The following is a 24,223-nucleotide window of genomic DNA, read 5'->3' on the forward strand; positions in this document are numbered from 1 at the left end:
CCGTCCACCTTGTGGGCGCGCGTGGCCATGGAGCCCGGGTCGGAGCCGTGGTCGGGTTCGGTCAGGCCGAAACAGCCGATGAAGTGGCCGCTGGCCAGCTTGGGCAGGTACTTCTGCTTTTGTTCTTCGCTGCCGAATTCGTTGATCGGCACCATCACCAGCGAGCTCTGCACGCTGGCCATGGAGCGGTAGCCCGAATCGATGCGTTCGATCTCGCGTGCCACCAGGCCGTAGCTCACATAGTTCAGGCCGGCGCCGCCGTATTCGGTGCCTATGGTCGGGCCCAGCAGGCCCAGCTCGCCCATCTCGCGGAAGATGGTGATGTCGGACTTTTCATGGCGGAACATTTCCAGCACGCGCGGCGCCAGCTGGCCCTGGCAGTAGTCGCGCGCGGCATCGCGCACCATGCGCTCGTCTTCGGTCAGCTGCTGGTCGAGTTGGAAGGGATCGTCCCATTGGAAGTTGCCGGCCATGTTGTGTCTCCTCGGATGCGGTGGGTAGCGGGGGGCTGCGGCCACCTTGCTGCAGTTTGCGCATGGTGGGCAGGAACTGGAGCCGATCGTAGGCCGATGTTCTTACCCAGGCAAACGATTTGTTTGCATCCAGATATGAGATTCATGCATGAATGGAGGAGGCCGCCGGCGCGCTCCATTGCTGCTGCACGCTCTCGATGAGCAGGCCCGCAAACGCCTGCGCGGCCGCGCTGCGCGAGGTGCGCGCATTCCACAGCAGGCTCGCGGTGCGCAGCAGCGGCGGCTGCAGGCCGAGCGCGCAAAGCCCCTGGCCGTGCAGCGCGGCGGCGCGCTGCGGAACGATGCAGGCGAGCTGCGGCCCGCAGTGGCAGGCGGCGATCAGCGCGTGCACCGACTCCATCTCGACCATGACCCTGGGCTGCACGCCCGCGGCGCGAAAGTGCTCCTCGAGCAGGCGCCGCGTCGCAAAGCGCCGCGACAGCAGTGCCAGCGGCACGTCCTGCAATTGCTGCAGCTGCAAGGGCGCCTGGGCCGCGAGCGGGTGCGAGGCATGGGCGACAAACTGCATGTGTTCCTCGAACAGCGGCTCGGAGTCGACACCCTCGACGCCCGCAGGATGAAACGCCATGCCCATGTCGAGATCGCCGCTGAGCAGCAGCGCTTCGATCTCGGGCGCCAGCAGTTCGCGCAGCACCACATGGATCTTGGGGTAGCGCGCGTTGAACGTCGCCACGGCCGACGGCACCAGCGTGTGCAGTGAAGTCGGAATCACGCCCACGGTGAGTTGGCCGGCTTGCAGGCTTGCCAGATCGGCCAGCGCCATGCGCCCGGCTTCGAGCTCCTGCAGTGCGCGCGCCGCATAGTCCTTGAAGACCCGCCCGGCCTGCGACAGCTTCAGGCCCCGGCCCACGCGTTCGAACAGCGGCACGCCCAGCTCTTCCTCTATCTGGCGCAGGCCGTGGGACAGCGTCGACTGGGTGACGAACAACTGCTTGGCCGAGGTCGTGAGGTGCTCGGTACGCGCGATGTCGAGAAAGTAACGCAGCTGGCGGATTTCCATGGAAGCAAGCAAGTGCAGAAAGTTAAACGTTCGAAATTATCGAATGAATCAACAGAAATAAATCATTGGATTGGTTAAATAACCGACATTAAGCTGTACTCCAGCGGCATTTTTCTTCCTGCCCCGCCGCAGCAAAGAGATCCGCATGAGCAACGAATTCACCATCGAACGCATCCAGGTGCGCATCCTGGACATCCCCACCATCCGCCCGCACAAGCTGTCGTTTGGTTCCATACAGCGCCAGAGCCCGGTCATCGTGCAGCTGTGGCTGCGCAACGGCGCCTGCGGCTTCGGCGAGGCCGCAACCATTGGCGGTCCATCCTGGAACGAGGAGTCGCCTGAAAGCATTGCGCATGCGATCGAGAACTACCTGGCGCCCGCGGTGCTCGGGCAGCTGGCCGGCGGCATCGAACAGGTGCTGGCACGCATGGACCTGGCCTGCAAGGGCAATGCGTTCGCGAAATCGGCCGTGGAAATGGCGCTGATCGATGCGCTGGCGCGCACGCTGGACATTCCCGCCTCGCAGTTGCTGGGCGGCAAGCTGCACCAGAGCCTGCCCCTGGCCTGGACCCTGGCCAGCGGCGATGTGGAGCGCGACCTGCAGGAAGCCCAGCTGCGCCTGGAGCAGGGCCGCCACCGTATCTTCAAGATGAAGATAGGCGCGCGCGCGCCGCAGGACGACGTGGCCCATGTGAGCCGCATCGCACGCGGTCTGCCCGATAGCGCGACGCTCACGGTGGACGTGAACCAGGCCTGGGACGGCAATACCGCGCGCCGCTATCTGCCCCAGCTCATCGAAGCCGGCGTGACGCTGATCGAACAGCCCGTGGCCAAGTGGAACGTTCCCGCGCTGCGCCAGCTGACGCAGGAACTCAAGGGCGCGCTGATCATGGCCGACGAGACCGTCTGCACGCCGCAGGAAGCAATGATGCTGGCGCGCGAACAGGCCGCGCATGTGTTCTCGCTCAAGGTTGCCAAGCACGGCGGACTGCTGCGCACGCGCAAGGTCGCGGCCGTGGCCGAGGCCGCCGACATCGGCTGGTATGGCGGAACGATGCTCGAAACGTCGATAGGCAGCGCGGCTTCGGCCCATGTCTTTGCGACGCTGCCCGGCGCCCACCATGGCTGCGAGCTGTTCGGCCCGCAGCTGCTGGTCGACGACATCGTCGAGCAGCAGATGGCCATACGCGACTTCGCGCTGCAGCTGCCCGACGGCCCGGGCTACGGCGTTACGGTGTCGCTGAGCCAGCTCGATCGCTTCGACCGCGCGCTTGCCGGCCAGCAGCCGCTGCACGTGGACCTGGGCGCGGCGCGCGCCTGACATTTTTCCGGCCGCATGTTGTACGCCTGCGGCCCCACCATCAAAGGAGTTTCCGATGTTGTTTCTTGTCCGCATGGATGTGCGCATTCCCCATGACCTGCCCGCCGAGCAGGTCAACGAAATCAAGCTGCGCGAAAAAGCCTATTCGCAGGAACTGCAGCGCGACGGCCGCTGGCAGTCGATCTGGCGCGTGGTCGGCGAATACGCGAACTACAGCGTCTTCAATGTGGCGTCGAACGACGAACTGCACGATCTGCTGCAGGGCCTGCCGCTGTTCCCCTATATGGACATCGATGTGACGCCGCTGGCGCGCCACCCCTCGGCCATCGCCTGAGCGTCGCTGTCCAGCACCAAGAACCTCTGAAGGAGACAAAAAATGAAAAACCGCTTTCTGCAAAAAACCCTGCTGGGCGCGGCGCTTGCCGCCTGCGCCGTTTCCAGCTTTGCCCAGGGTGCCGTCGGCAACTGGCCCGACAAGCCGGTCAAGTGGATCGTGCCGTTTCCGCCGGGCGGCGCGATGGACGCCATTGCACGCACGCTGGGCGAAGTCGCGGGCCGCAAGCTGGGCCAGCCTTTCGTCATCGAGAACAAGGCGGGCGCGGGCGGCAACATCGGCGCCGACGCGGTTGCCAAGGCACCGGCCGACGGCTATACGCTGATGATCACGTCGATAGGCATGGCGACCAATGGCGCGCTCTACAACAAGCTCAGCTACGACCCGATCAAGGATTTCGCGCCCGTGAGCCTGCTGGCCGTGGTGCCCAACATCCTGGTTGCCGGACCCAAGCAGTCGGACGTGAAGAGCGTCAAGGACCTGATTGCCAAGGCCAAGCAGAACCCAGACAAGCTGACCTATGCCTCGGCCGGCAACGGCACTTCGATCCATCTCGCGGGTGCAAGCTTCACTTCGCTGACCGGCGTGAAGATGCTGCATGTGCCCTACCGCGGCAGCGGCCCGGCAGTCACCGATCTGCTCGGCGGCCAGGTCGATTTCATGTTTGACAGCATCACTTCGGCACGCCCCCATATCGAGGCCGGCAAGCTGCGCGCAATCGCCATCACCACCAAGACGCGCTCGCCTTCGCTGCCTGACGTGCCCACGGTGGCCGAAGCCGGCGTTCCGGGCTACGAGGTTTCGCCCTGGTTCGCGACCTTCATGCCCGCCGGAACGCCCGCGCCCATCGTTGAAAAGCTGGGCAAGACGCTCAACGAAGCGATGAACGACCCCGAAGTCAAGAAGCGCCTGAGCGCCATTGGCGCCGAGCCCATAGGCAGCACGCCGCAGGCGCTGGCCGCCCATCTGAAGACCGAGACCGACCGCTGGACCAAGCTGATCAAGGAATCCAACATCAAGGTGGATTGACCTTATCCTTACCGGGCCTGCTTGCAGGCCCTTTTTCCATTTGGCCCTCTTTTTTTCCGCTGCTGCCATGCCCGAATTGCATTCCATCGTCCAGGGACAAGGTCCCGTCATCGTTCTGAGCCACGCGCTGGGCTGCGACCTGCACATGTGGGACGAAGTCACCGCACTGCTGCAGGACCGCTATACCGTCGTGCGCTACGACCAGCGCGGCCATGGCCGCTCGCCGGCCAGCGGCGCGGATTTCAACATGCATGATCTGGCCGCCGACGCGGCCGAGCTGATTGCGCGCCTGGGGCGCGGGCCGGTGCATTTTGCCGGCGTGTCCATGGGCGGCATGACGGCCCAGGCGCTTGCCGCGCTCCACCCCGACACCGTGCGCAGCATCACCATTGCCAACTCGGCCGCGCATTACGATGCCGCCGCGCGCCAGGGCTGGAGCACGCGCATCGAGACCGTGGCGGCGCAGGGCGTGGCGGCCATTGCCGACGGCGCGCTGCAGCGCTGGCTGTCGCCCGATTTCCTGGCGCGCAATCCGCAGCGCGTGGCGCAGATGCGCGAAGCGCTGGTGCGGATTCCTGCCAAGCCCTACGCCCAGGCCTGCGCCGCGGTCGGGGGCATTGAACTGCACCTGACCAATCCTTCCATCCGCTGCCCGGCGCTGGTCATTGGCGGCACGCTGGACGCGGCCACGCCCATGGCGCTGTCGCAGCAGATCGCCGACGGCATTGCCGGCGCCGAGCTGGCGACCATCGAGGCCGCGCACATCAGCTGCGTCGAGCAGCCCGAGGCGTTTGCGCAGCTGCTCGACGGCTTCATCCAGCGCGTCTGAGCGGGCGGCTCAGGCCGGCGCGGGAAACCCGGCCTGCAGCAATTCCCGCAGCGTGTTTGCCACGCCATGGCGGCCTTCGCGCCGCCAGGCGAGGTGCATTTCGACGTCGAGTCCGCTCACATTGGCGATGGGCTTGAAGCAGACGTTGGCATAGCGCAGCTTCATGGACGAACGCGGCACCAGCGCGATGCCCACGTTCGCGTCGACCAGCGCCAGGATCGAATGCGTATGGCTCAGCGTCTGCACGGTTTCGGGCGCGACGCCATTGGCGCGCAACTGGCCGGCAACGATCTCGTACAGATAACGTGACTCCGAAGGGCAGAACTCGATGAAGGCCTGGCCCTGCAGCGCGCTCAGGGGGACCTCGTCCAGCGCCGCGAGCGCGTGATCGAGCGGCATGGCGAGCATGAACGGCTCGCGCAGCAAGGGGGCACAGGCGCTGAAACTGCGCGGCGCAAACGGCCGCACTATGCCGATGTCGATGCGGTCCGCGCCCAGGGCCTCGATCTGATCGACCGACTGCATCTCGCGCAGCACCAGGTGCACGTCGGGCAGGCGCGCGCGCACGAAGGCCAGCAGCTGGGGCAGCAGCGTGAAGCTGGCCGCGGGAATGAAGCCCAGCGTCACGCTGCCGGCTTCGGCCTGCATGGCGCGGCGCGCGGCAATGGTTGCCGCCTGGCTGCGCCGCAGTATGTCCTCGGCTTCGCGCAGAAAGATCTTGCCGGCCACCGTGAGACGCACCGCGCCGCCCGCGCGTTCTAGCAGCTGCACGCCGACTTCATGTTCCAGCAGCTGGATCTGCCGCGTCAGCGGCGGCTGGGTCATGTTCAGCAGCGTGGCCGCGCGGCCGAAATGCAGCTCGGAAGCGACGGCCACGAAACAGCGAAGTTGGGACAGTTGGAACATGATTCATTTATTGAATTGCGGCATCCGATGTCTGGATTGGACGCCGCCTCGATGCACTTCTAGAGTTGCTGTTTTCGACCAACAGTCTTCTGGGAGCCCACATGACTTCATTTACCGGCCCGGCACTGCGCGCAGCGCTCAACGGCATTTCCGGCATTCTCGTCACGCCTTTCGATGCGCAGGACGCCATCTGCAGCGCACCGCTGCAGCCCGTGGTCGACCGCGCCGTCGATGCCGGCGTGCATGTGCTGGTGGCCAACGGCAACACCAGTGAATTCTATGGGCTGCAGGCGCAGGAGGCCGAACGCATGGTGCATGTGGCGGCCGAATGCGTGGCCGGGCGCGTGCCGCTGCTCGGCGGCGTGGGCCGCAGCGTGCACGAGGCGCGTGCGCTGGCCAAGGCCTCCGTGAAGGCCGGCGCCGCGGCATTGATGGTGCACCAGCCGCCAGACCCGTTTGTCGCGCCGCGCGGCGTGGTCACCTATGTGCAGCAGATTGCCGAGGCCGCCGAAGGCCTGCCGCTGGTGCTCTATCTGCGCAATGAAAACATCGGCCTGGCAACGATTGAGGCGCTGTGCCGCATTCCCGAGGTCGTGGGCGTCAAGTGGGCTTCGCCCACGCCGCTGCTGCTGGCCGAAATCATTCGCCGCACCGCCGATCGCGATCTCGCCTGGGTCGGCGGTCTGGCCGAAGTCTGGGCGCCGCCGCTGTATGCGGTGGGCGCGCGCGGCTTCACGTCGGGCCTGATCAATGTGTTTCCCGAGCGTTCGGTGGCGATCTACAACGCGCTCGAGCAAGCCGACTACCCGCTGGCGATGCGCCTGATCGGCCAGATGCTGCCGTTCGAGGAATTGCGCGCCCAGGAGAACAACGGCGCCAACGTCACCGTCGTCAAGGCCGCGCTGCAATGGATGGGCAACGACTGCGGCGCGACGCGCGCGCCGTCGGCCTGGCCGCTGAGCGCCACCCAGCAGCAGCAGCTCGAAGCGCTGCTCAACGGCTGGAAGGCCTGAGCAACTTCCGCGCCTTGCGCGCCGCGGCGGCGGGCTGTGCCGCCGCCGCGCGCCTCTCCCCTGTGAGCGACCCATAACTATTAAGGACAAACCATGCCTGCACGCCGCACTCTCCTTGCCCTCGCACTGCTTTCTCCGCTGTGCTCCGTTGTTTCCGCCCAGAACTTTCCCGCGCGTCCCATCACCATCGTCATCGGCTCGACCGCGGGCAGCGCCACCGACGGCCTGGCGCGCGCCGTGGCCGCCGAAGTGGGCAAGGAAACCGGGCAGTCGGTGATTGTCGAGAACCGCGCCGGCGCCTTCGGCAGCATTGCGGCCCAGCAGGTGGCGCGCGCCCAGCCCGACGGCTACACGGTGTTCATGACGACCAACACCACGCAGTCGGCCAACCCGCACCTGCTCAAGAAGCTGGCCTACGACCCGCTCAAGGATTTCGCGCCCGTGGCGCTGCTGGCCAAGGGCCCGCTGCTGCTGGTGGTCAACCCCAAGCTGGGTGTCAACAGCATTGCCGAACTCGTGGCCCTGGCCAAGCGCCAGCCGGGCAAGCTCAACTACGGCTCGGGCAGCTCGTCGGCCCAGGTCGCGACCGAGCTGTTCCAGCAGATGACAGGCACCAAGTTCAACTATGTGCCGTACAAGGCCAACCCGCCCGCGGTCATCGACCTGATTGCCGGCCAGACCGATCTGATGATCGTCGACCTGGCGACCACCGTGCCCCAGGTCAAGGCCGGCAAGCTCAAGGCGCTGGGCCTGAGCAGCCCCGGCCGGCTGTCGCTGATGCCCGGCGTGCCGGCGATCAGCGAGTCGCTGCCGGGCTATGAGTTCGGTTACTGGAACGCGCTCTACGCGCCCGCGGCCACGCCCGCGCCCGTGGTGCAGAAGCTCAATGCGCTGATGCGCAACGCCATGCAGACCGCGGCGGTGCGCAACGTGGCCGAACAGTCGGGCATGGAAGTCGCGCTGTCTTCGCCCGATGAAATGAACCGCTTCCAGATTGCCGAGTACGAGCGCTGGGGAAGGATCATCAAGGCCGCTGGCATTCAGCCCGAGTGAGCGGCGGGCAGGGACTGAATTCGGGCGCCTTCAGCGGCGCCTTTTCCATTGGAAGAACCAAGATGATGCAATCCACCGATGCCCGCAGCGGCGCCTTGCTGGGCGCTGCCTGGGGCGAATCCACGCCTGAACAGATAGACGCCGCCGTCGCTGCCGCCGCCTCGGCCGCCGACGCTTTTGCGGCCACGACGAATGCCCATCGCGCCGCGTTGTTGCGCGCGCTGGCCCAGGCCCTGGCCGACAACTCCGCGGCCTTGCTGCCGGTTGCCGACCGCGAAACGGCGCTGGGCCTGGCGCGGCTCGAAGGCGAACTGGCGCGCACCGCTTTCCAGCTGCGCGGCTTTGCCGACGCGCTGGAGCAGGGCGCGGCCCAGGCCTTTCTCGATGAAGCGGCGATCGCCGGTGCCCCGCCCGCGGGCCGGCCGCGGCTCACGCGCATCCAGGCGCCGCTGGGCCCGGTCGCGGTGTTTGCCGCGAGCAATTTTCCGTTCGCGTTCTCGGTGCTGGGCGGCGACAGCGCCAGCGCGCTGGCCGCGGGCTGTCCCGTGGTGCTCAAGGCCCATCCCGGCCACGCGCAGCTCTCGCGCGACGTCGCGGCCATCGCCTCCTCGGTGGTCGCGCAATGCGGACTGCCCGCGGGCGTGTTCCAGCTGGTCGAAGGCGCGGCCATCGAAGTGGGCGTGCAGCTGGTGCAGGCACCGGCCATTGCGGCCGTGGCGTTCACGGGATCGTTCAAGGGCGGCACGGCGCTGGCGCGGCTGGCGACCGAGCGCGCGCGGCCGATTCCTTTCTACGGCGAACTCGGTTCGGTCAACCCGCTGGTGGTGTTGCCCGCGGCGCTGGGGGGCGGCGCAGGCGTCGCCGACGCGCTGGCGCAGACGCTGGCCGATTCGATCTGCCTGGGCGCAGGGCAGTTCTGCACCAGCCCCGGCGTGATCGTGGTGTTCAAGGATGGGCCGGGCGAGGCCTTCGTGCAGCAGCTGGCCACGCGCCTGGCCGCGCTGGCGCCGCATGCCATGCTCAATGCGGGCATACGCGCGGCGTTCGAGCGCGGCGTGGGCCAATGGCGCGCCCATGCCAGGTTGCAGGTGCTGGTCGACGGCGCGCCGCGTGAAGGCGGCCCCCAGCCGTTTCTGGCCCAGGTCGATGGCGCGGAGTTCATTGCCGATCACGCACTGCACGAGGAAGTGTTCGGCTCGGCCGCGCTGGTGGTGCGCGTCGATCACATGCAGCAGGCGGTGGCGGTGCTGGATGCCATTGGCGGCACCCTGACCACGACGCTATGGGGTGTGCCTACAGGCGGCGAGCTGCCTGACGCGGCGCTGCTGGCGCTGGTGCGCAAGGCCGTGCAGGTGTCGGGCCGCGTGCTGTTCTCGGGCGTGCCCACGGGCGTGGCGGTCACCGCCGCCCAGCACCATGGCGGGCCGTTTCCGGCATCGACCGCGCCGTTCACCACGTCGGTGGGCTATGCGGCGATCGAACGTTTCCTGCGGCCGCTGGCGCTGCAGGATGCGCCGCAGTGGCTGCTGGCCAAGGAAGGCGCTTTTTTCTGAGGATGGGCCGCGCGTTGCGCGGCTTTTCCTGGTTTTCTGCAGCACATGGGGGTATGGCTACAATCGGATGGGAATGATTCTTGTTCATTGCGGTCTTGTCGTGCCGCGGGAGAATCGGGACCCCGCCCATGCCTGCCGTACAACCTTCCGCCCACAGCGAAATCGCCGCGCTCTATGCCGACCACCATGGCTGGCTGCAGGGCTGGCTGCGCAAGAAAGTCGGCAATGCGTTTGACGCGGCCGATCTTGCGCAAAGCACTTTTCTCAAGCTGCTGTGCAGTCAGGGCGGCGAACCCTTGCAGGAGCCGCGCGCCTATCTGGTGACGGTGGCGCGCAATCTGCTGCTCAACCAGGTGCGCCGGCGCGCGATCGAGCAGGCCTACCTTGATGCCTTGGCGGCGTTGCCCGAACCGGTTGCACCACCGCCCGAAGCACGGCTGATGGTGCTCGAGACGCTGATCGAGATAGACCGCCGTCTGGGCCATCTGCCCGCGCTGGCCAAGCAGGCCTTCCTGCTCGCGCAGATCGAAGGACTGGGCCATGGCGAGATCGCGGCCGAACTGGGCATTTCGGTGTCCACGGTCAAGCGCCACCTGGCCAAGGCCGCGCTGCGCTGCTTTTTCCCGGAGTAGGCGCGATGCAGGCCTTGCATGACACCGCGGGCGATAACGAGCCTGGCATTCCCGCCGAAGTCGCCCAACAGGCGGTGCAGTGGTGGCTGACGCTGCGCGGCGCGCCGGTCTCTGCGCGCCAGCGCGCGGCCTGGCAGCAATGGCGCGCGCAAAGTCCGGAGCATGAAGCCGCGTGGCAGCGCATCGAATCCGTGGGCCGGCAGATGGCCGGCATTTCGCTGCCGCTGGCGCGCGCCACGCTCGCGGGCCCGCATGCGCCGCGAAGGCGGCGCAGCGTGCAGCTGCTCGCGGGCCTGGTCGTGGCCGGCGGCAGCTTCGCGCTGCTGCGCCAGACACCCGCCTGGCGCGCCTGGGCCGCCGATGAAGTCGCGGCGCTGGGCGAGCAGCGCCGGCTCGCGCTGCCCGATGGCGGTGCCGTCGTGCTCAACACCGACAGCGCGATCAACATCCGCTACGGCAGTGCGCAGCGCGTGGTGCAGCTGGTGCGCGGTGAAATCCTGGTGCAGACCGCGGCCGATGCCCAGCGCCGGCCGTTCGTTGTCGAGACCGCGCTGGGCCGCGTGCGCGCGCTGGGCACGCGCTTCACGGTGCGCGAGCGTGCGGCGAGCGTCAGCGTCGAAGTGCTGCAGGGCGCGGTCGAGTTGACTCCCGCGCGCGCAGCGCAGGCCACGCAGCGGCTGAACGCCGGCGAGCAGGGCAGGTTCACTGCGCTGCAGGCGCACAGCACGGGTGCGCTCGATGACGCCGCAGGCGCCTGGGCCGACGGCATGCTGGTCGCAGCGCGCATGCGCCTGGACGATTTTCTTGCCGAGCTGGGCCGCTACCGGCGCGGCCGGCTGGGCTGCGACCCGGCCGTCGCCCACCTGCGGGTGTCGGGCGCCTACCCGCTGGCCGACACCGACCGCGTGCTCGCTGCGCTGACCAGCGCGCTGCCCGTGCAGGTGCACTTCTTCTCGCGCTACTGGGTGATGGTGCGGCCGGCTTAGGCGCGTTGCCTGGATTGCGCCCAGGACGGTGCATGCAGCGCGTCGACGAGAAAGTCCACCAGCCGGCGCACCTTGAGCGGCAGCTGCTTGCGCGTGGCATAGACCGCGAAGATGCCGAGTTCCGCGGCGCGGAAATCGGGCATCAGCTCCACCAGCGCGCCGCTGCGCAGGTCTTCATGGACCAGAAAGTCGGGCTGCAGAATGATGCCCTGGTGGGCCAGTGCCGCGGCCCGGCAGGTGTCGCCATTGTTGGCGTGGATGCGCGAATGCGTGCGCACGGTCACTTCGCCTGCGGGGCCCGCGAAGCTCCAGTTGTCGCCCGATGACCAGTAGGAATAGGAAATCACGGCGTGGCGCGTGAGTTCTTGCGGGTGCATGGGCGTGCCCTGGCGCGCGAGGTAATCCGGCGAGGCGCACAGCACCATGCGCGTGCGCGCCAGCTCGCGGCTCACCAGGCTGGAATCGGACAGCCGGGCGATGCGTATCACCAGGTCGTAGCCTTCCTCGACCAGATCAACCACGCGATCCGACAGAACAATGTCCAGCGTGACCTGTGGATTGTCGGCCGCGAAACGCCCCCACAGCGCCGCCAGATGCAGCGCGCCGAAAGTCTGCGGCGCGCCTATGCGCAGCCGCCCCTGCGCCTGCAGCGCGCTGACCCCGACCTCGCCCTCGGCTTCCTGCACGGCCGCGAGTATTTCCTTGCAGCGCTGGTAGTAGGCCTGGCCTTCGCTGGTCAGCGACAGGCGGCGCGTGGTGCGCTGCAGCAGGCGCGTGCCCAGGTGGGCCTCGAGTTCATTGACATGGCGCGAGACCGCGGGCTTGGACAGGCCTGCGGAATCCATCGCACCCACAAAGCTGCCGGCCTCGACCACGGCAGTGAAAGTCTTCATGGCTTGAAAAAGATCCATAGTCTCAAATTTCGGAACAATTTGTCCATCATAAGAGGATTTATCTGCAAAGTACAAACCAATAAAGTTCATCCATGCCAGCCAAAACTGGCAAGCGACGAATCAGGTCCCTCCACTTCGCAACAGGATTTCCATCATGAACATCACTCTCATCGGCGCCGGCAACATGGGCGCGGGCTTCGTCAAGCAACTCACCGCCGCCGGCCATCAGGTGCGCGTCACCGCGCGTGACCCGGCCAAGGCCCAGGCCCTGGCCGCCGCCCACCCCGGCGCAAGCGCCGCAGTCGCCAGCGAGGCGCTGGGCGACTCGCAGGTGGTCATCGTCGCCACCGGCTACGCCGATGCCGTTCCCGCGCTGCAGGCCCTGGGTTCGCTGCAAGGCCGCATCGTGATCGACATCACCAACCCGCTGACGCCCGACTACATGGGCCTGACGCTGGGCCATGACACATCGGCGGCCGAAGAGATCGCCAAGGCCTTGCCCGGCGCCCAGGTGGTCAAGGCGTTCAACACGGTGCTGGCCCAGGTGCTGGCCCAAGGTCCGGCGTTTTCCGCCGACCAGAACGTGCCGGTGTTCTATGCCGGCGACGACGAGCGCGCCAAGCAGACGGTGCGGGCGCTGGCCGAGAGCATGGGCTTCACGCCGATAGACGCGGGCGCCCTGAAGAATGCGCGCTATCTCGAGCCGGTGGCCGGCCTCAACATCTATTTCGCCTATGGCGCGGGCCATGGCACGCAGATCGCCCCCACCTGGATACATCGCAACTGATCGCCAAGGAAAACACCATGAACGCCACCCTCTCACTGCTGGGCCGCATAGGCCTCTCGCTGCTTTTCATCATTTCGGGCTGGGGCAAGATCAGCGGCTATGCGGGCACCCAGCAATACATGGAAGCCATGGGCGTGCCCGGCGCGCTGCTGCCGCTGGTCATCCTGCTGGAACTCGGCGGCGGCCTGGCCATCGCGGCCGGCCTGTTCTCGCGCTGGGTCGCACTGGCCCTGGCAGGCTTCTCGGTCGTCACCGCGCTGGTTTTCCACGCGAACTTCGGCGATACGATGCAGGCCATCAACTTCTGGAAGAACATCGGCATGGCCGGAGGTTTCCTGCTGCTCGCGGCACAGGGAGCAGGTGCCTTCAGCATTGATGCGCTGATCGGCCGGCGCAAGGTGCAGGCGTCATAAAGGACGCTGCCCGCATCCACCCACAAGACGCGGGCGCAGCGCGCCCGCCGACCCTGGAGTTTCACCATGTCTCGCGCACCTTCTCTCTTCATCTCCCATGGCTCGCCGATGTTCGCGCTCGAACCCGGCGAACTCGGGCCGCATCTGCAGCAGCTGGGCGCAGCGCTGCAGGATCTGTCGGCCATCGTCGTGGTGTCGCCGCACTGGCAGACGCGCGACATCCGTGTCGCGGCCACGGCCAGTCCCGAAACCATCCATGATTTCGGTGGTTTCCCCGAACCGCTGTATGCGTTGCGTTACGAGCCGCCGGGCGCGCCCGAACTTGCCGCCGAGATTGTCCGTATGCTTGCCGACGCCGGCCTGCCCGCGACGCTGGACGCGCAGCGCGGCCTCGATCACGGCGCCTGGGTGCCGCTGCGCTATCTCAAGCCCGCGGCCGACGTTGCGGTGCTGCAGGTGTCGCTGCCCGCAAGAATGACTACCCAGGGCGCGCTCGAACTGGGCCGGGCGCTGGCGCCGCTGCGCGACCGCGGCGTGCTGATCGTCGGCTCGGGCAGCCTCACGCACAACCTCTACGAGTTCCGCTCGCACATCAGCGACCCGGAGTACGCGCAGGCGTTTGCCGATTGGGCTGCCGATGCCGTCGCGCGCCGTGACGCGCAGGCGCTGGTCGAATACCGTGTCCGCGCGCCGCATGCTGAGCGCGCGCATCCCACCGAGGAACATTACCTGCCGCTGCTGGTGGCGCTGGGCGCGAGCGCGGCGCACGAAGCCGCCGCCTTGATTCCCGGCGGCATGACCAATGGCGTGCTGTCGATGGACTCGTTCGGCTTTGGCCTGGACCCTGCCTGGCCCCAGCCGGGCGTGCACGCAAGGGCCTGAAAATAAATGAGCTGATTGCGCACAGCTGGGTGTCATCAGGGCAAGGAGCGCAGGAATGTGCGCTCACAGCTCCATTCATCCATCTCTTTTCTCAAGGCTTTCCATGCGCCTCCAGACTGTGCAGCAGCTTCCCTTTGCCGATTCTCCCGACTGCGTGCCCATGCGTCCCGGCCCTGTGGCGCTGGCGCTGCGCGTGCTGTGCGCGGGCACGCTGGCGAGCCTGGCCGTTGCCGCCGCGCTCGCACCGCAGCCGGCCCGGGCCCAGGCGGCTGCGCAGCAGGGCGCGGCGCAGCGGCTGTACGCGATTCCCGCGGGTCCGCTGGAAACCGTGCTCAACCGTCTCGGCCGCGAGGCGGGCGCGCTGCTGACGTTCGATTCGACGATCACCGACGGCCTGCGCAGCGGCGGCGTCAACGGCCAGTTCGCGGTGCAGCAGGCGCTGGAGCAGGCGCTCAAGGGCACGGACCTGATGGTCGTGCGTTCGGCCGGCGGCGGCTATGCGCTGCGCGCCATTCCCACGTCGCAGGGCGCGGGCGGCGCCACGCTGGCCGCGGTGACCGTCACGGCCGCGGCGCGCGGCGACGGCCGCACCGACGGCTCGGGCAGCTATGTGGCCGGGCCTTCGGCCGGCGCCACCGGCCTGAGCCTGGCGCTGCGCGAGACGCCGCAGTCGGTCACCGTGGTCACGCGCCAGCAGATGGACGACCAGGGCAGCACCAGCGTGTCGGACGTGATGCGCCAGGCCGCGGGCATCACGGTGCAAAGCTACGACAGCGAGCGTTCGAGCTTCAATGCGCGCGGTTTCTCCATCACCCAGTTCCAGTACGACGGCGTGGCCAAGGACTATGACGGGGTCTACGACTGGGGTGCGACCAACAGCGACATGACGATTTTCGACCGCGTGGAAATCGTCAAGGGCGCGACCGGGCTGATGGGCGGCACGGGCGATCCATCGGCCGCGGTGAATTTCATCCGCAAGCGCCCCAGCGAACAGTTCGCGGGCGCGGTCACGGCCAGCCTGGGCTCGTGGAACAACGCGCGCACCGAGCTCGATCTGTCGAGCCCGCTCAATGCCAGCGCCAGCGTGCGCGGCCGCGTGGTCGCGGCCTACCAGGACCGTGAATCCCATCTGGACCACTACCAGCAGAAGAAAAGCGTGTTCTATGGCGTGGTCGAGGCCGATCTCACGCGCGACACGCGCCTGACGGTGGGCGCCGACTACCAGAACACCGATCCGCGCGGCTCGACCTGGACGGGATTTCCGCTGTTCTTCAGCGACGGCAGCCGCACCGACTGGGACCGTTCCTTCAATCCCGCGACCACCTGGAGCCAGCGCAAGCTCACTTCGCGCAACCTGTTTGCGACGCTGGAGCAGCAGCTGGCCAACGACTGGAAGTTCAAGCTCAGCGCCAACAGCGAAAGCAGCAAGCACCGCTCGCTGCTGGGCTCGGCCAGCGGCGGCTATCCCGACCCGGTCAGCGGCGAAGGCATGTACTTCTTCATGGGCGACTTCCGCGGCAACCGCACGCAGAATACGCTCAGCGCAAGCCTGTCGGGCCCGTACGAGCTGCTGGGCCGCAAGCATGAGGCGATGTTCGGCGCGACCTGGTCCGATACCAACACGGACGGCCCCTGGTCCGAGTCGCTGTACCCGGCGCTGCCCGGCAGCATCTTTGGCTGGAACGGCGACTATGCGCAGCCGGCTTTCCCGCCGATCGCGGCGTATGAGGACAAGCGCCGCCAGTCGTCGTTCTACGGCGCCACGCGGCTGCGGCCCACGGACGCGCTGTCGGTGATTGTCGGCGCGCGCGTGAGCCGCGTCGACGCCAGCGACAGCCGCGTCTACAGCGACGGCGTGACGCCGGCGCTGGAAAGCGGCATGCGCACGCGCGGCCAGGTCACGCCCTACGCCGGCGTGGTCTATGACCTCGACGACCGCTATTCGGTCTACGGCAGCTACACCAGCATCTTCTCGCCGCAGACCTCGCGCGATGCCAACCGCCAGTTCCTGCCGGAAGTCAAAGGCAAGAGCTTCGAAGCCGGCGTCAAGGGCGAATTCCTCGACGGCCGCGTCAACGCCAGCCTGGCCGCATTCCGCATCCAGCAGGACAACCTGGCCGAGTATGTCGATTTCGTCGACGGCGAGTCGGTCTACCGGCCCATCAAGGGCGTGACCAGCAAGGGCCTGGAGGCCGAGATCAGCGGCGAGATCGCACCGGGCTGGAACCTGCAGGCCGGCTATGCCTATGCCCAGGTGCGCAATGCCCAGGGCGAACGCGTCTACGGCGCCACGCAGATGCTGACCCAGCCCGCGCAGACGCTGCGGCTGTCGACCAGCTACCGGCTGCGCGGCGACTGGAACGCGCTCACGGTGGGCGCCAGCGTCGCCTGGCAGAGCGCGACCGACGGCCGCGTCTGGCATCCCGTGGCCAATGACTACGCCAGCATCCGCCAGAAGGGCTATTCGCTGGTCGGCCTGATGGCGCGCTACCAGTTCAGCCAGCAGCTGTCGGCGGCGCTGCACATCAAGAACCTGTTCGACACCAAGTACTACTCGGGCCTGGGCCTGTTTGAAACCGGCTTCTACGGCGAGCCGCGCAATGCGTCGGTGACGCTGCGCTACCAGTTCTGAGCAGGGTCTGACGGCGCGGCCCTGGGGACGGGTCGTGCTGCCTGTTCCATTTTTGCAACAGGCTGTGCAGACGCCGGGCGGCCGCCCTAGAATCGCCGCCAGTCATGCGATTGAGATTCATTCCCATTCGCTTGTAGTCTGCCAGCCACGAATGGTCGCGACCGCTCCAGCCACAGCATTCCTGCCGCCCGCCCGGGTTGTGCCGGGCCATGGCGTCGCCGCGCGGCACTCCGGGCCGGGTCGCTCTCCAGGCCCATGTCCCCAAACCGCTCTATGCCACAACGCCGTCTCCCTTGCTCCTGCCACCAGGCCTTGCCCGCGCTGCGCGCCACGGCCGCCGCCGCCTGCCTGGTCAGTCTGTTGCCCGCCGCCGTCCTGGCCCAGGAAGCGGACTTCTCGGTCTCGCTCGACGAAGTGCGCGTGACCGAGAAATCCGCGCCCAGCGTCTACAGCGAAGCCAGCGGCGCCTACACGCCACGCGCCGTCGAAGTCGGCAAGGCCGCGCAGTCGCTGCGCGAGATCCCTCAGTCGGTGACGGTGGTCACGCGCCAGCGCATGGACGACCAGGCGCTGCGCACGCTCGATGACGTCATGGCCCAGACCACGGGCGTGACGCGCGAGGAAAGCTGGCTCGATACGACCTACTCCGCGCGCGGCCTGACCATCAGCAACATCCGTTATGACGGCGGCGGTGCGACGTCGACGCGTTCGGGCAGCCGCAGCCAGGACATGGCGCAGTTCGACAGCGTGGCGCTGCTGCGCGGCGCCGACGGCCTGTTCGGCGCAGGCGAAGCCGGCGGCGTGATCAACTACACCTACAAGCGCGCGCTGGCCCAGCGCCAGACCCAGGTGCTGCTGTCGGGCGGCAGCATGGCGAACTACCGCGCCGAACTCGACACCACGGGCGCACTCAACGCCGAAGGCAGCATTCGCGCGCGCCTTGTGGCCGTGACCCACGACCGCAAGGAAATGGCCGAGCCTTCGCGCCTCAAGCGCCAGATGCTGTACGGCACGCTGGAGTTCGATCTGGCGCCCGAGACGCTGCTGACGCTGGGCAGCAGCCACCAGACCGATCGCAACACGGGCTTCAACGCGAGCCTGCCGCGCTATGCCGATGGCAGCGATCTGGGCTTGTCGCGCAATACCAATATGGGCGCGCCCTGGAACTGGATAGAGCGCGAGAACACCGCGTTGTTCGCCAAGCTCGAGCACCAGCTTGCGGCGGGCTGGCAGCTCAAGGCACAGCTGCGCCAGACGCGTTTCAACGAGGGCGTCAACGGCGCCGAGATCGAGAGCGCGCCCGCGCCCGGCACGCTGGTCGGTGCCGACTGGTGGATACACCAGAGCAAGTCGAAGACGCGCGAAACCAGCCTGGACCTCAACGCCCAGGGCGGCTTCGATGCGTTCGGCCGGCGCCACGATCTGATCCTCGGCGCCGATCTGCAGCGCACGCGCGATGTCACGCGCAGCCTCTGGCCGCGCATAGGCCCGGCCGACATCCTCAACCGCACGCCGCCGGCCGATCCCGGCTATCCGCTGGGCGACTGGACCAGCGGCTCGCAGACCCGGCTGCAGAAGTCGGGCCTCTACGGCTCGGTGCGCCTGCGTCCGCTTGACGACTGGGCGGTGATCCTGGGCGGCCGCTACACGCTGCAGGACCGCAGCAGCCAGCACGACATGGACGGCAGCCTGACCTCGCAAAGCCGCGAAGGCCATGTGTTCGTGCCGTATGCCGGTGTGGTCTACGACCTGTCGCCCCGCGCCAGCATCTATGCCAGCACGGCCGAGATCTACCAGTCGCAGGCCGGCAAGTTCTCGGCGCCGCTGCCCGGCGCGCCGCTCGATCCCGTGCGCGGCCGCAGCTACGAGCTGGGCATCAAGGGTGAATGGCTCCAGGGCCTGACGGCCAGCGCCGCGTTGTTCCACACCGAGAAGAAAGGCGAGGCGGTGGTCGATCCCGACTATCCGCAGACCGACTGGCGTGGCGGCTGCTGCTACTTTCGCGACGGCTTTCTGCGCAGCCGCGGCATAGACCTGGAGCTGACCGGCCGCGTCTCGCCCAACCTGCAGGTGGCCGTGGGCTATACCTTCAACGACAACGTCAACAAGCGCGCCGACGACGCGCGCTTCAGCACGGTGACGCCGCGCCATCTGTTCAAGGCCTGGGGCGATTACCGTTTTGGCGGCAGCCTGCAGGCCTGGAGCCTGGGCGCGGGAGTGGTGGCCCAGGCCGCGCATTACCGCGCGTCGGGCATCAGCGCCTACAACCCCGCGACCGGCGGCTATGACGGCGCCTGGACACCCTACCAGTTCACATCGCCCGGCTACGCCGTCTGGTCGGCGCGCCTGGGTTACGCCATCGACAAGGACTGGAAAGTTGCGGTCAACGTGAGCAATCTATTCGACAAGGCCTACTACAGCACCGTGGGCTACGCGGGCTATGGCAACTTCTATGGTGAAAAGCGCGCCGTGGTGGTGACGCTGCAAGGTAAATTCTGAACGTGACAAAAATCGCCATCCCCCGGCAGGGCCGTGCCCTGCCAGTCGTGTCGCGCGTGCTGGCCGCCGTGTTCGGCGGCTATCTGCTGGCCAGCGCCTGGAGCGTGTTTGCCGGGGCCGTGTTTCCCGGCGGCGCCGAGGCCGTGCTCGCGGGCGTGCAGCTGAGCTTTGCGCTTTATGTGGCGGCGGTGATCTGGGCGTTCTCGCCCGTGCCGCCGGGCCGGGTCTGGGCCGGGCTGCTGCTGCCCTCGGCCGCTCTGGCCGCGCTGGCGGCGCTGCTGCCGCGCTGGGGCGCTTGAGATGGCCAAGGCACAAGCAACTTCCGGCGCCGGGCAGGGCGGTTTCCGCCAGGCCCAGGCCTGGCTGCACACCTGGTGCGGACTGTGGTTCTCCTGGCTGCTGTTCGCGGTGTTTCTCACGGGCACGCTGGCGGTGTTCGAGGAGCCCATCACCCACTGGATGACGCCCGAACACCACGCCGAGGAGGCTGCCGCTCTGGCTGCTCCGGCCAAGCCCACGGCGTCGCTGGGCCAGCGCCTGGACTGGGGCGTGGCCTATATGCAAGAGCACCATGCGGGCGCCGGCATGTGGGAGCTGTGGCCGGCCGATGCCAAGGGCGCGGGCGAGCTGCGCGTTTTCTGGTTCGACAGCCAGCGCCAGTACGCTTCGGCCGAACTCGATGCGGCCACCGGGCAAGCCCTGGCCGCGGCGGACCATGCGCCCGCACGCCAGACGCTGGGCGGCCACCATTTCGTCGACTTCCATTACGAGCTGCACGCGGGCAAGGTGGGGCTGTGGATCGTGGGCATTGCCGCCATGGCGATGCTTGTGGCCCTGGTCAGCGGCGTCATCACGCACAAGCGCATCTTCAAGGACTTCTTCACTTTCCGCACGCGCAAGGGCCAGCGCAGCTGGCTCGATGCGCACAACGCGGTGGCGGTATTGACGCTGCCGTTCCAGTTCATGATTGCCTATACCGGCATCGTGATTTCCGGACTGACATTCATGCCCGCGGGCGTGGTCACGCAGTTCGGCGCGGACGGGGCGATGGCTTTCCAGGCCGCGCTCAACGAACCCGGCAAGCCCCGGCCTTCGGGCCAGCCCATGGCGCTGCCGGCCCTCGAATCGTTTGCGCGGCGCGGCGAGCAGCTGATGGGCCAGCCGGTGCGCGCCGTGGTGATCGATCACCCGGGCGACGCGGCGGCGCGCATAGGCGTCTATGGCTGGAACGAGGACGCGGGCGCGCGCCAGCGCCTGAGCCCCAGCAGCGGCCTGGCGATGTTTTCCGCGGCCACGGGCGAAGTGCTGCAGGTGCGCCTGCCCGGCGGCGTCGACGGCGGCAAGGCCTCGCTCACGCAGTCGGTGCTGGCCGGGCTGCACATGGTCGCGTTCGGCGGGTTCGCGCTCAAGTGGCTTTATTTTCTCTGCGGCCTGGCGGGCAGCGCGATGATGGCCACGGGCGCCATCCTGTTCATCGTCAAGCGCCGCTCGCGGCATCTGGGCGAATTCGGCAGCGCGACGGCGCGCGTCTACCGGCTGATAGAAGCCGCGAATGTCGCCGCCATTGCCGGCCTGGGCCTGGCCTGCATCAGCTTTCTCTGGGCCAACCGCCTGGTGCCGCTGGGCCTGGCCCACCGTGACGACTGGGAGCTCGCGGTCTTCTTTGGCGTATGGGCGCTGGCGCTGGTGCATGCGCTCGCGCGCCCGGCCGCGGCCGCCTGGAAGGAGCAACTGGGACTGCTGGCCGCGCTGTGCCTGCTGCTGCCGCTGCTCAATGCGCTCACGGTGGGCGATCACCTGGGCGCGCAGCTGCTGCGCGGCGATTGGGAAAGCGCGGGCGTGGAGCTGTTTGCGCTGGCCACGGGCCTGGCGGCGGTCTGGGGCCGGCGCTCGATGGCGCGGCGCAAGTCCATTGCGGGCAGCGTGCGTCGCTCCGGCGCCAGCGTCGAAGCAGAGGTGAAAGCATGAGCGAGTGGCTTGCGGGTCTGTTGTCGCTGGGGCTGGCATTTGCCGGCATGGCCGCGCTGGCGTTTGCGATGGAGCGCCACTACGAGCAGCTCACGGGCACGCGCGGCACACCGCCCGCGCGGCGGCTGCGCTGCCTGGGGGCGGCGCTGCTGCTGGCCGCCTTGCTGCCCTGTGTCTGGGCCTGGGGCGCGACGGTGGGCAGCGTTGCCTGGCTGGGCTTGATGTCGGCCGGCGCCGTAGGCTGCGTGGCCGCGATCAGCGCCGCGCCGCGCTGGGCCGCGCGCGCGGCCTGTGCGCTCGGGCCGGGCGCGCTGCTGGCGCTGGCCTGGGCTGGCATCGCGCCGTGAGCGCCGTAAGCGCCGTAAGCGCCGTAAGCGCCGCGGGCTTGGCGCCGGCGCGGCGGCTGCGGCGCCCGCCAGGAGTTACTTCTCCTGCATGTTCGCGGCCTTGACGATTTCACCCAGGCGCTTGCGTTCGGCATCGGCGAACTTCACGAACTCGGGGCGGCTGCCGCCCATGGGCTCTATGCCCAGGCCCTTGAGCTTTTCCACGGTCGCGGGCTCCTTCATGGCCTTGTCCACGGCCGCCGCAAGCTTGTCGAGGATGGCCGGCGGCGTGCCCTTGGGCGCATGGATGCCGGCCCAGTGCGCGATCTGCAGATCGGCAAATCCCTGCTCCACGGCGGTGGAAAGCTGGGGGTAGGCCGAGATGCGCTGCGTCCAGGTGGTGGCCAAGGCCTTGAACTTGCCTTCATGCAGGATGTGGGGCAGGGCGATGATGCTGGCCTCCGAGGTGCCCTCTACCTGGCCGCCCAGCACGGCAGTCGTGCTTTCGGAGCCGCTCTTGTAGGGCACGGGCTGCAGCTGGGCGCCGTATTTGACGTTGAGCATTTCAGCGACGAAGTGCGGCGTGCTGCCGGTGCCCGCGGTGGCGAAGTTGAAGCCATGGCCCTTCTTGGAAGCTTCGACGAAGTCGCGCAGGTTGTTGTAGGGCGCATTCTTGGGCACGACGATCACCGATGGCGCCAGGCCTATCATCACCACGGGCTGCAGCGCGTCATCCTTGAAAGGCATGCTCTTCTTGATCATGCTGTTGGAAATCACGCCCGCAGCGCTGACCAGCAGCGTGTAGCCGTCGGCGCCGGCCTTGGCCACGATGTCGGCGCCCACGGTGCCGCCCGCGCCCGGTCGGTTGTCGATCACCACGGGCTGGCCCAGCACCTTGGACGCGCCTTCGGCGGCCGCGCGCGCCATCAGGTCATTGGCGCCTCCGGCGGCAAACGGCACGACCAGGCGAATGGGGCGTGCCGGCCAGTTGTCCACCGGGTCGGCGGCATGGGCCAGCGGGGTCAGCAAAACGGCATAGGCCATCAGATGGCGGCGATTCAAGAACATCGAAGTCTCCTGGATTCATGGTTATCGCAGTGAAACCGCAAACTGTGTGCCAGCCGCGATAGGGGTAAACCACGAGATTCCAAGTCGTTGAATTGACAAGCTTTTCTCCTGATCGTGGCGCTCCGATGGCAGTCTGTGATCTGCCGGTGTTGCAGCGGTGAAGCGATCGATTGCACGGATGCAACATCGGCGGCCAGTGGGACTGGGCTGCGCTCGCCGCCAGGCGACTGGCCCCGGGTCATTGAAAGCTCAGCCCCACCACACCGGCATCAGCCGGCGCACTTCATCGCGCGCGAAGCGGTCGTCCATGAGGAACAGCTCGCCGGTGTCGTTTTCCGAACGGATCACACGGCCCGCGGCCTGGACCACCTTGCGCAGGCCGGGAAACAGATAGGTGTAGTCGTAGCCGGTACGCGTGCCGAAGCGCTGCTGCATGCAGCGCTTCATGCTTTCGTTGACCGGGTTGAGCTGGGGCAGGCCCAGCGTGGCGATGAACGCGCCTATCAGCCGGTCGCCGGGCAGGTCTATGCCTTCGCCGAACGCGCCGCCCAGCACCGCAAAACCCAGTCCCTGGCCGCCGGCCTGGAAGCGGTCTATGAAAGCCTGGCGGCTGTCGTTGCCCATGGCGCGCACCTGGCGCCATACCGGCGGTGCATCGGGGCGAGCGCACAGCGCGTCGGCGACGCGCTCCAGATAGTCGAAGCTGCTGAAAAAGCACAGGTAGTTGCCCGGGCGCTTGTGGAACTGGTCGCAGATCAGCGCCACGATGCGGTCTATGGACGCTTCGCGGTCCTGGTAGCGCGTGGAGACATCGCGCACGATATGCACCGCCAGCTGCGCGGCCTTGAACGGCGCGGGCACGTCTATCCACGGGGTGTCGGCAGGCAGGCCCAGCGTGTCGCGGTAAAAGGCCGCGGGGCTCAGCGTGCCCGAGAACAGCACCGTGGCATGCGCTGCCGCATGGCGCGCGAGCAGGTGCGGCGCGGGAATCACGTTGCGAATGCACAGCATGGACGCGCGCTTGCGCCCGCGCTGCGGCGCCAGCAAGGTGATGTCGAACAGCGCGTTCTCGTCGAGCTTCTCCTCGAGCACGGCAAACTGCAGGGCTTCGAGATAAAAGCCCAGCACCGGGTCGCCGGGCAGCATGGGCTGGTCGGCGTTGGCTTCGGCAATCAGCGAGATGGCTTTCTGCAGCGCGGCCATGAAGTCCAGCGGCACCTCGGAATGGCATTCGTAGGTCTGCTGCTGGTTCTGGTGCAGCGCATTCCATGCGCGGTTGAGCGCGTCCAGCGACGTGCGTATGCGGCCCTTGGCGCCCTTGCGCGCGGCCGCGAGCGACAGCGGCGACAGCTCCGCGGTGTACATGCTGCGCGCGCGGTCCAGCAGGTTGTGCGCTTCGTCGACCAGCACGCCGACCTTCCAGTGATTGGCCTGGGTCAACGCGTGCAGCATGGCCGCGCCGTCGTAGAAGTAGTTGTAGTCGCCGATCACGACATCGCTCCAGCGCGCCATTTCCTGCGTGAGGTAGTAGGGGCAGACTTCGTGCGCCAGCGCCACTTCGCGCAG

23 protein-coding genes are annotated in these 24,223 nt (G+C 67.7%); 17 read left to right on the forward strand and 6 right to left on the reverse strand.

Annotated elements, in window-relative coordinates; translation table 11 throughout:
* A partial coding sequence (locus RR928_RS00005) for an acyl-CoA dehydrogenase family protein (RefSeq protein ID WP_332549082.1) occupies window positions 1–473 on the reverse strand: 473 nt, incomplete at its 3' end.
* Window positions 474–615: 142 nt separating this feature from the next.
* On the reverse strand, window positions 616–1,533 hold the full coding sequence (locus RR928_RS00010; protein ID WP_332681097.1) for a LysR substrate-binding domain-containing protein: 918 nt from the start codon (window positions 1,531–1,533) through the stop codon (window positions 616–618).
* Window positions 1,534–1,678: 145 nt separating this feature from the next.
* Between RR928_RS00010 and RR928_RS00015 the strand changes: the two genes are divergently transcribed.
* The 4 genes from RR928_RS00015 to RR928_RS00030 all read left to right on the forward strand — a co-directional run bounded on the left by RR928_RS00015 (window position 1,679) and on the right by RR928_RS00030 (window position 5,046).
* The gene (locus tag RR928_RS00015; protein WP_332538909.1) at window positions 1,679–2,854 is read left to right on the forward strand and encodes a muconate cycloisomerase family protein; all 1,176 of its coding nucleotides are present in this window, start codon (window positions 1,679–1,681) and stop codon (window positions 2,852–2,854) included.
* A gap of 55 nt (window positions 2,855–2,909) precedes the next feature.
* Complete coding sequence (catC, locus tag RR928_RS00020; RefSeq protein WP_159911137.1) at window positions 2,910–3,188, forward strand: muconolactone Delta-isomerase; 279 nt, start codon at window positions 2,910–2,912, stop codon at window positions 3,186–3,188.
* Between the two features lie 42 nt (window positions 3,189–3,230).
* Window positions 3,231–4,217, forward strand: coding sequence for a Bug family tripartite tricarboxylate transporter substrate binding protein (locus RR928_RS00025; protein ID WP_332538908.1), 987 nt, complete (start codon window positions 3,231–3,233; stop codon window positions 4,215–4,217).
* Between the two features lie 67 nt (window positions 4,218–4,284).
* On the forward strand, window positions 4,285–5,046 hold the full coding sequence (locus RR928_RS00030) for an alpha/beta fold hydrolase (RefSeq protein ID WP_332538907.1): 762 nt from the start codon (window positions 4,285–4,287) through the stop codon (window positions 5,044–5,046).
* 9 nt (window positions 5,047–5,055) lie between these two features.
* Here the strand turns inward: RR928_RS00030 and RR928_RS00035 are convergent, their stop codons facing one another.
* Window positions 5,056–5,952 (reverse strand): LysR substrate-binding domain-containing protein, encoded by an 897-nt coding sequence (locus tag RR928_RS00035; RefSeq protein WP_332538906.1) that lies wholly within the window; start codon window positions 5,950–5,952, stop codon window positions 5,056–5,058.
* A 101-nt stretch (window positions 5,953–6,053) separates the two neighbouring features.
* Here RR928_RS00035 and RR928_RS00040 point away from each other — a divergent pair, with 101 nt between their 5' ends.
* The 5 genes from RR928_RS00040 to RR928_RS00060 all read left to right on the forward strand — a co-directional run bounded on the left by RR928_RS00040 (window position 6,054) and on the right by RR928_RS00060 (window position 11,189).
* Window positions 6,054–6,965: a dihydrodipicolinate synthase family protein gene (locus tag RR928_RS00040; RefSeq protein WP_332681104.1), complete on the forward strand. Its 912-nt coding sequence runs from the start codon at window positions 6,054–6,056 to the stop codon at window positions 6,963–6,965.
* A 93-nt stretch (window positions 6,966–7,058) separates the two neighbouring features.
* Window positions 7,059–8,018: a Bug family tripartite tricarboxylate transporter substrate binding protein gene (locus RR928_RS00045; protein WP_332681106.1), complete on the forward strand. Its 960-nt coding sequence runs from the start codon at window positions 7,059–7,061 to the stop codon at window positions 8,016–8,018.
* A gap of 62 nt (window positions 8,019–8,080) precedes the next feature.
* On the forward strand, window positions 8,081–9,571 hold the full coding sequence (locus tag RR928_RS00050; protein ID WP_332681109.1) for an aldehyde dehydrogenase family protein: 1,491 nt from the start codon (window positions 8,081–8,083) through the stop codon (window positions 9,569–9,571).
* Window positions 9,572–9,699: 128 nt separating this feature from the next.
* Complete coding sequence (locus RR928_RS00055) at window positions 9,700–10,203, forward strand: sigma-70 family RNA polymerase sigma factor (protein ID WP_332538902.1); 504 nt, start codon at window positions 9,700–9,702, stop codon at window positions 10,201–10,203.
* 5 nt (window positions 10,204–10,208) lie between these two features.
* Complete coding sequence (locus tag RR928_RS00060; protein ID WP_332549074.1) at window positions 10,209–11,189, forward strand: FecR domain-containing protein; 981 nt, start codon at window positions 10,209–10,211, stop codon at window positions 11,187–11,189.
* On the opposite strand, the gene RR928_RS00065 is transcribed toward RR928_RS00060, so the two are convergent.
* The gene (locus RR928_RS00065) at window positions 11,186–12,082 is read right to left on the reverse strand and encodes a LysR family transcriptional regulator (RefSeq protein WP_332538899.1); all 897 of its coding nucleotides are present in this window, start codon (window positions 12,080–12,082) and stop codon (window positions 11,186–11,188) included. The two genes, RR928_RS00060 and RR928_RS00065, sit on opposite strands and share 4 nt — an antisense overlap.
* A gap of 154 nt (window positions 12,083–12,236) precedes the next feature.
* Between RR928_RS00065 and RR928_RS00070 the strand changes: the two genes are divergently transcribed.
* The 8 genes from RR928_RS00070 to RR928_RS00105 all read left to right on the forward strand — a co-directional run bounded on the left by RR928_RS00070 (window position 12,237) and on the right by RR928_RS00105 (window position 21,610).
* The gene (locus RR928_RS00070) at window positions 12,237–12,869 is read left to right on the forward strand and encodes an NADPH-dependent F420 reductase (protein WP_332549071.1); all 633 of its coding nucleotides are present in this window, start codon (window positions 12,237–12,239) and stop codon (window positions 12,867–12,869) included.
* A gap of 17 nt (window positions 12,870–12,886) precedes the next feature.
* Complete coding sequence (locus tag RR928_RS00075; RefSeq protein WP_332538897.1) at window positions 12,887–13,282, forward strand: DoxX family protein; 396 nt, start codon at window positions 12,887–12,889, stop codon at window positions 13,280–13,282.
* Between the two features lie 66 nt (window positions 13,283–13,348).
* Entirely contained in the window at window positions 13,349–14,164 is an 816-nt protein-coding gene (locus RR928_RS00080) for a dioxygenase family protein (protein ID WP_332538896.1), read from the forward strand.
* 103 nt (window positions 14,165–14,267) lie between these two features.
* Window positions 14,268–16,796, forward strand: coding sequence for a TonB-dependent siderophore receptor (locus tag RR928_RS00085; RefSeq protein WP_332681113.1), 2,529 nt, complete (start codon window positions 14,268–14,270; stop codon window positions 16,794–16,796).
* Window positions 16,797–17,069: 273 nt separating this feature from the next.
* Complete coding sequence (locus RR928_RS00090; protein WP_332681115.1) at window positions 17,070–19,295, forward strand: TonB-dependent siderophore receptor; 2,226 nt, start codon at window positions 17,070–17,072, stop codon at window positions 19,293–19,295.
* A gap of 2 nt (window positions 19,296–19,297) precedes the next feature.
* Entirely contained in the window at window positions 19,298–19,594 is a 297-nt protein-coding gene (locus RR928_RS00095; RefSeq protein ID WP_332538893.1) for a DUF3649 domain-containing protein, read from the forward strand.
* 1 nt (window position 19,595) lies between these two features.
* Window positions 19,596–21,263 carry a PepSY-associated TM helix domain-containing protein gene (locus tag RR928_RS00100; RefSeq protein ID WP_332549064.1) on the forward strand — a complete coding sequence of 556 codons (1,668 nt, stop codon included), beginning with the start codon at window positions 19,596–19,598 and terminating at the stop codon, window positions 21,261–21,263.
* The gene (locus RR928_RS00105) at window positions 21,260–21,610 is read left to right on the forward strand and encodes a DUF3325 domain-containing protein (RefSeq protein ID WP_332549062.1); all 351 of its coding nucleotides are present in this window, start codon (window positions 21,260–21,262) and stop codon (window positions 21,608–21,610) included. Before RR928_RS00100 ends, RR928_RS00105 begins: the two co-directional genes overlap by 4 nt.
* Before the next feature lie 75 nt (window positions 21,611–21,685).
* Here RR928_RS00105 and RR928_RS00110 read toward each other — a convergent pair whose 3' ends face one another.
* Window positions 21,686–22,657 carry a Bug family tripartite tricarboxylate transporter substrate binding protein gene (locus RR928_RS00110; RefSeq protein ID WP_332538889.1) on the reverse strand — a complete coding sequence of 324 codons (972 nt, stop codon included), beginning with the start codon at window positions 22,655–22,657 and terminating at the stop codon, window positions 21,686–21,688.
* Between the two features lie 249 nt (window positions 22,658–22,906).
* Window positions 22,907–24,223 (reverse strand): ATP-dependent DNA helicase (locus RR928_RS00115; RefSeq protein WP_332549060.1); only part of this gene is annotated, 1,317 nt, incomplete at its 5' end.

Source organism: Comamonas sp., assembly GCF_036666375.1.
Lineage (GTDB): Bacteria > Pseudomonadota > Gammaproteobacteria > Burkholderiales > Burkholderiaceae_C > Comamonas.

Bases quoted from the DNA above. Each gene is read 5' to 3' on its own strand.
- RR928_RS00100 (WP_332549064.1), top strand. From the start codon at position 19,596: ATGGCCAAGGCACAAGCAACTTCCGGCGCCGGGCAGGGCGGTTTCCGC.
- RR928_RS00090 (WP_332681115.1), top strand. From the start codon at position 17,070: ATGCCACAACGCCGTCTCCCTTGCTCCTGCCACCAGGCCTTGCCCGCG.
- RR928_RS00085 (WP_332681113.1), top strand. From the start codon at position 14,268: ATGCGCCTCCAGACTGTGCAGCAGCTTCCCTTTGCCGATTCTCCCGAC.
- catC (WP_159911137.1), top strand. From the start codon at position 2,910: ATGTTGTTTCTTGTCCGCATGGATGTGCGCATTCCCCATGACCTGCCC.
- RR928_RS00045 (WP_332681106.1), top strand. From the start codon at position 7,059: ATGCCTGCACGCCGCACTCTCCTTGCCCTCGCACTGCTTTCTCCGCTG.
- RR928_RS00110 (WP_332538889.1), bottom strand. From the start codon at position 22,657: ATGTTCTTGAATCGCCGCCATCTGATGGCCTATGCCGTTTTGCTGACC.
- RR928_RS00055 (WP_332538902.1), top strand. From the start codon at position 9,700: ATGCCTGCCGTACAACCTTCCGCCCACAGCGAAATCGCCGCGCTCTAT.
- RR928_RS00080 (WP_332538896.1), top strand. From the start codon at position 13,349: ATGTCTCGCGCACCTTCTCTCTTCATCTCCCATGGCTCGCCGATGTTC.
- RR928_RS00070 (WP_332549071.1), top strand. From the start codon at position 12,237: ATGAACATCACTCTCATCGGCGCCGGCAACATGGGCGCGGGCTTCGTC.
- RR928_RS00060 (WP_332549074.1), top strand. From the start codon at position 10,209: ATGCAGGCCTTGCATGACACCGCGGGCGATAACGAGCCTGGCATTCCC.
- RR928_RS00075 (WP_332538897.1), top strand. From the start codon at position 12,887: ATGAACGCCACCCTCTCACTGCTGGGCCGCATAGGCCTCTCGCTGCTT.
- RR928_RS00030 (WP_332538907.1), top strand. From the start codon at position 4,285: ATGCCCGAATTGCATTCCATCGTCCAGGGACAAGGTCCCGTCATCGTT.
- RR928_RS00025 (WP_332538908.1), top strand. From the start codon at position 3,231: ATGAAAAACCGCTTTCTGCAAAAAACCCTGCTGGGCGCGGCGCTTGCC.
- RR928_RS00040 (WP_332681104.1), top strand. From the start codon at position 6,054: ATGACTTCATTTACCGGCCCGGCACTGCGCGCAGCGCTCAACGGCATT.
- RR928_RS00105 (WP_332549062.1), top strand. From the start codon at position 21,260: ATGAGCGAGTGGCTTGCGGGTCTGTTGTCGCTGGGGCTGGCATTTGCC.
- RR928_RS00050 (WP_332681109.1), top strand. From the start codon at position 8,081: ATGATGCAATCCACCGATGCCCGCAGCGGCGCCTTGCTGGGCGCTGCC.
- RR928_RS00035 (WP_332538906.1), bottom strand. From the start codon at position 5,952: ATGTTCCAACTGTCCCAACTTCGCTGTTTCGTGGCCGTCGCTTCCGAG.
- RR928_RS00015 (WP_332538909.1), top strand. From the start codon at position 1,679: ATGAGCAACGAATTCACCATCGAACGCATCCAGGTGCGCATCCTGGAC.
- RR928_RS00065 (WP_332538899.1), bottom strand. From the start codon at position 12,082: ATGAAGACTTTCACTGCCGTGGTCGAGGCCGGCAGCTTTGTGGGTGCG.
- RR928_RS00010 (WP_332681097.1), bottom strand. From the start codon at position 1,533: ATGGAAATCCGCCAGCTGCGTTACTTTCTCGACATCGCGCGTACCGAG.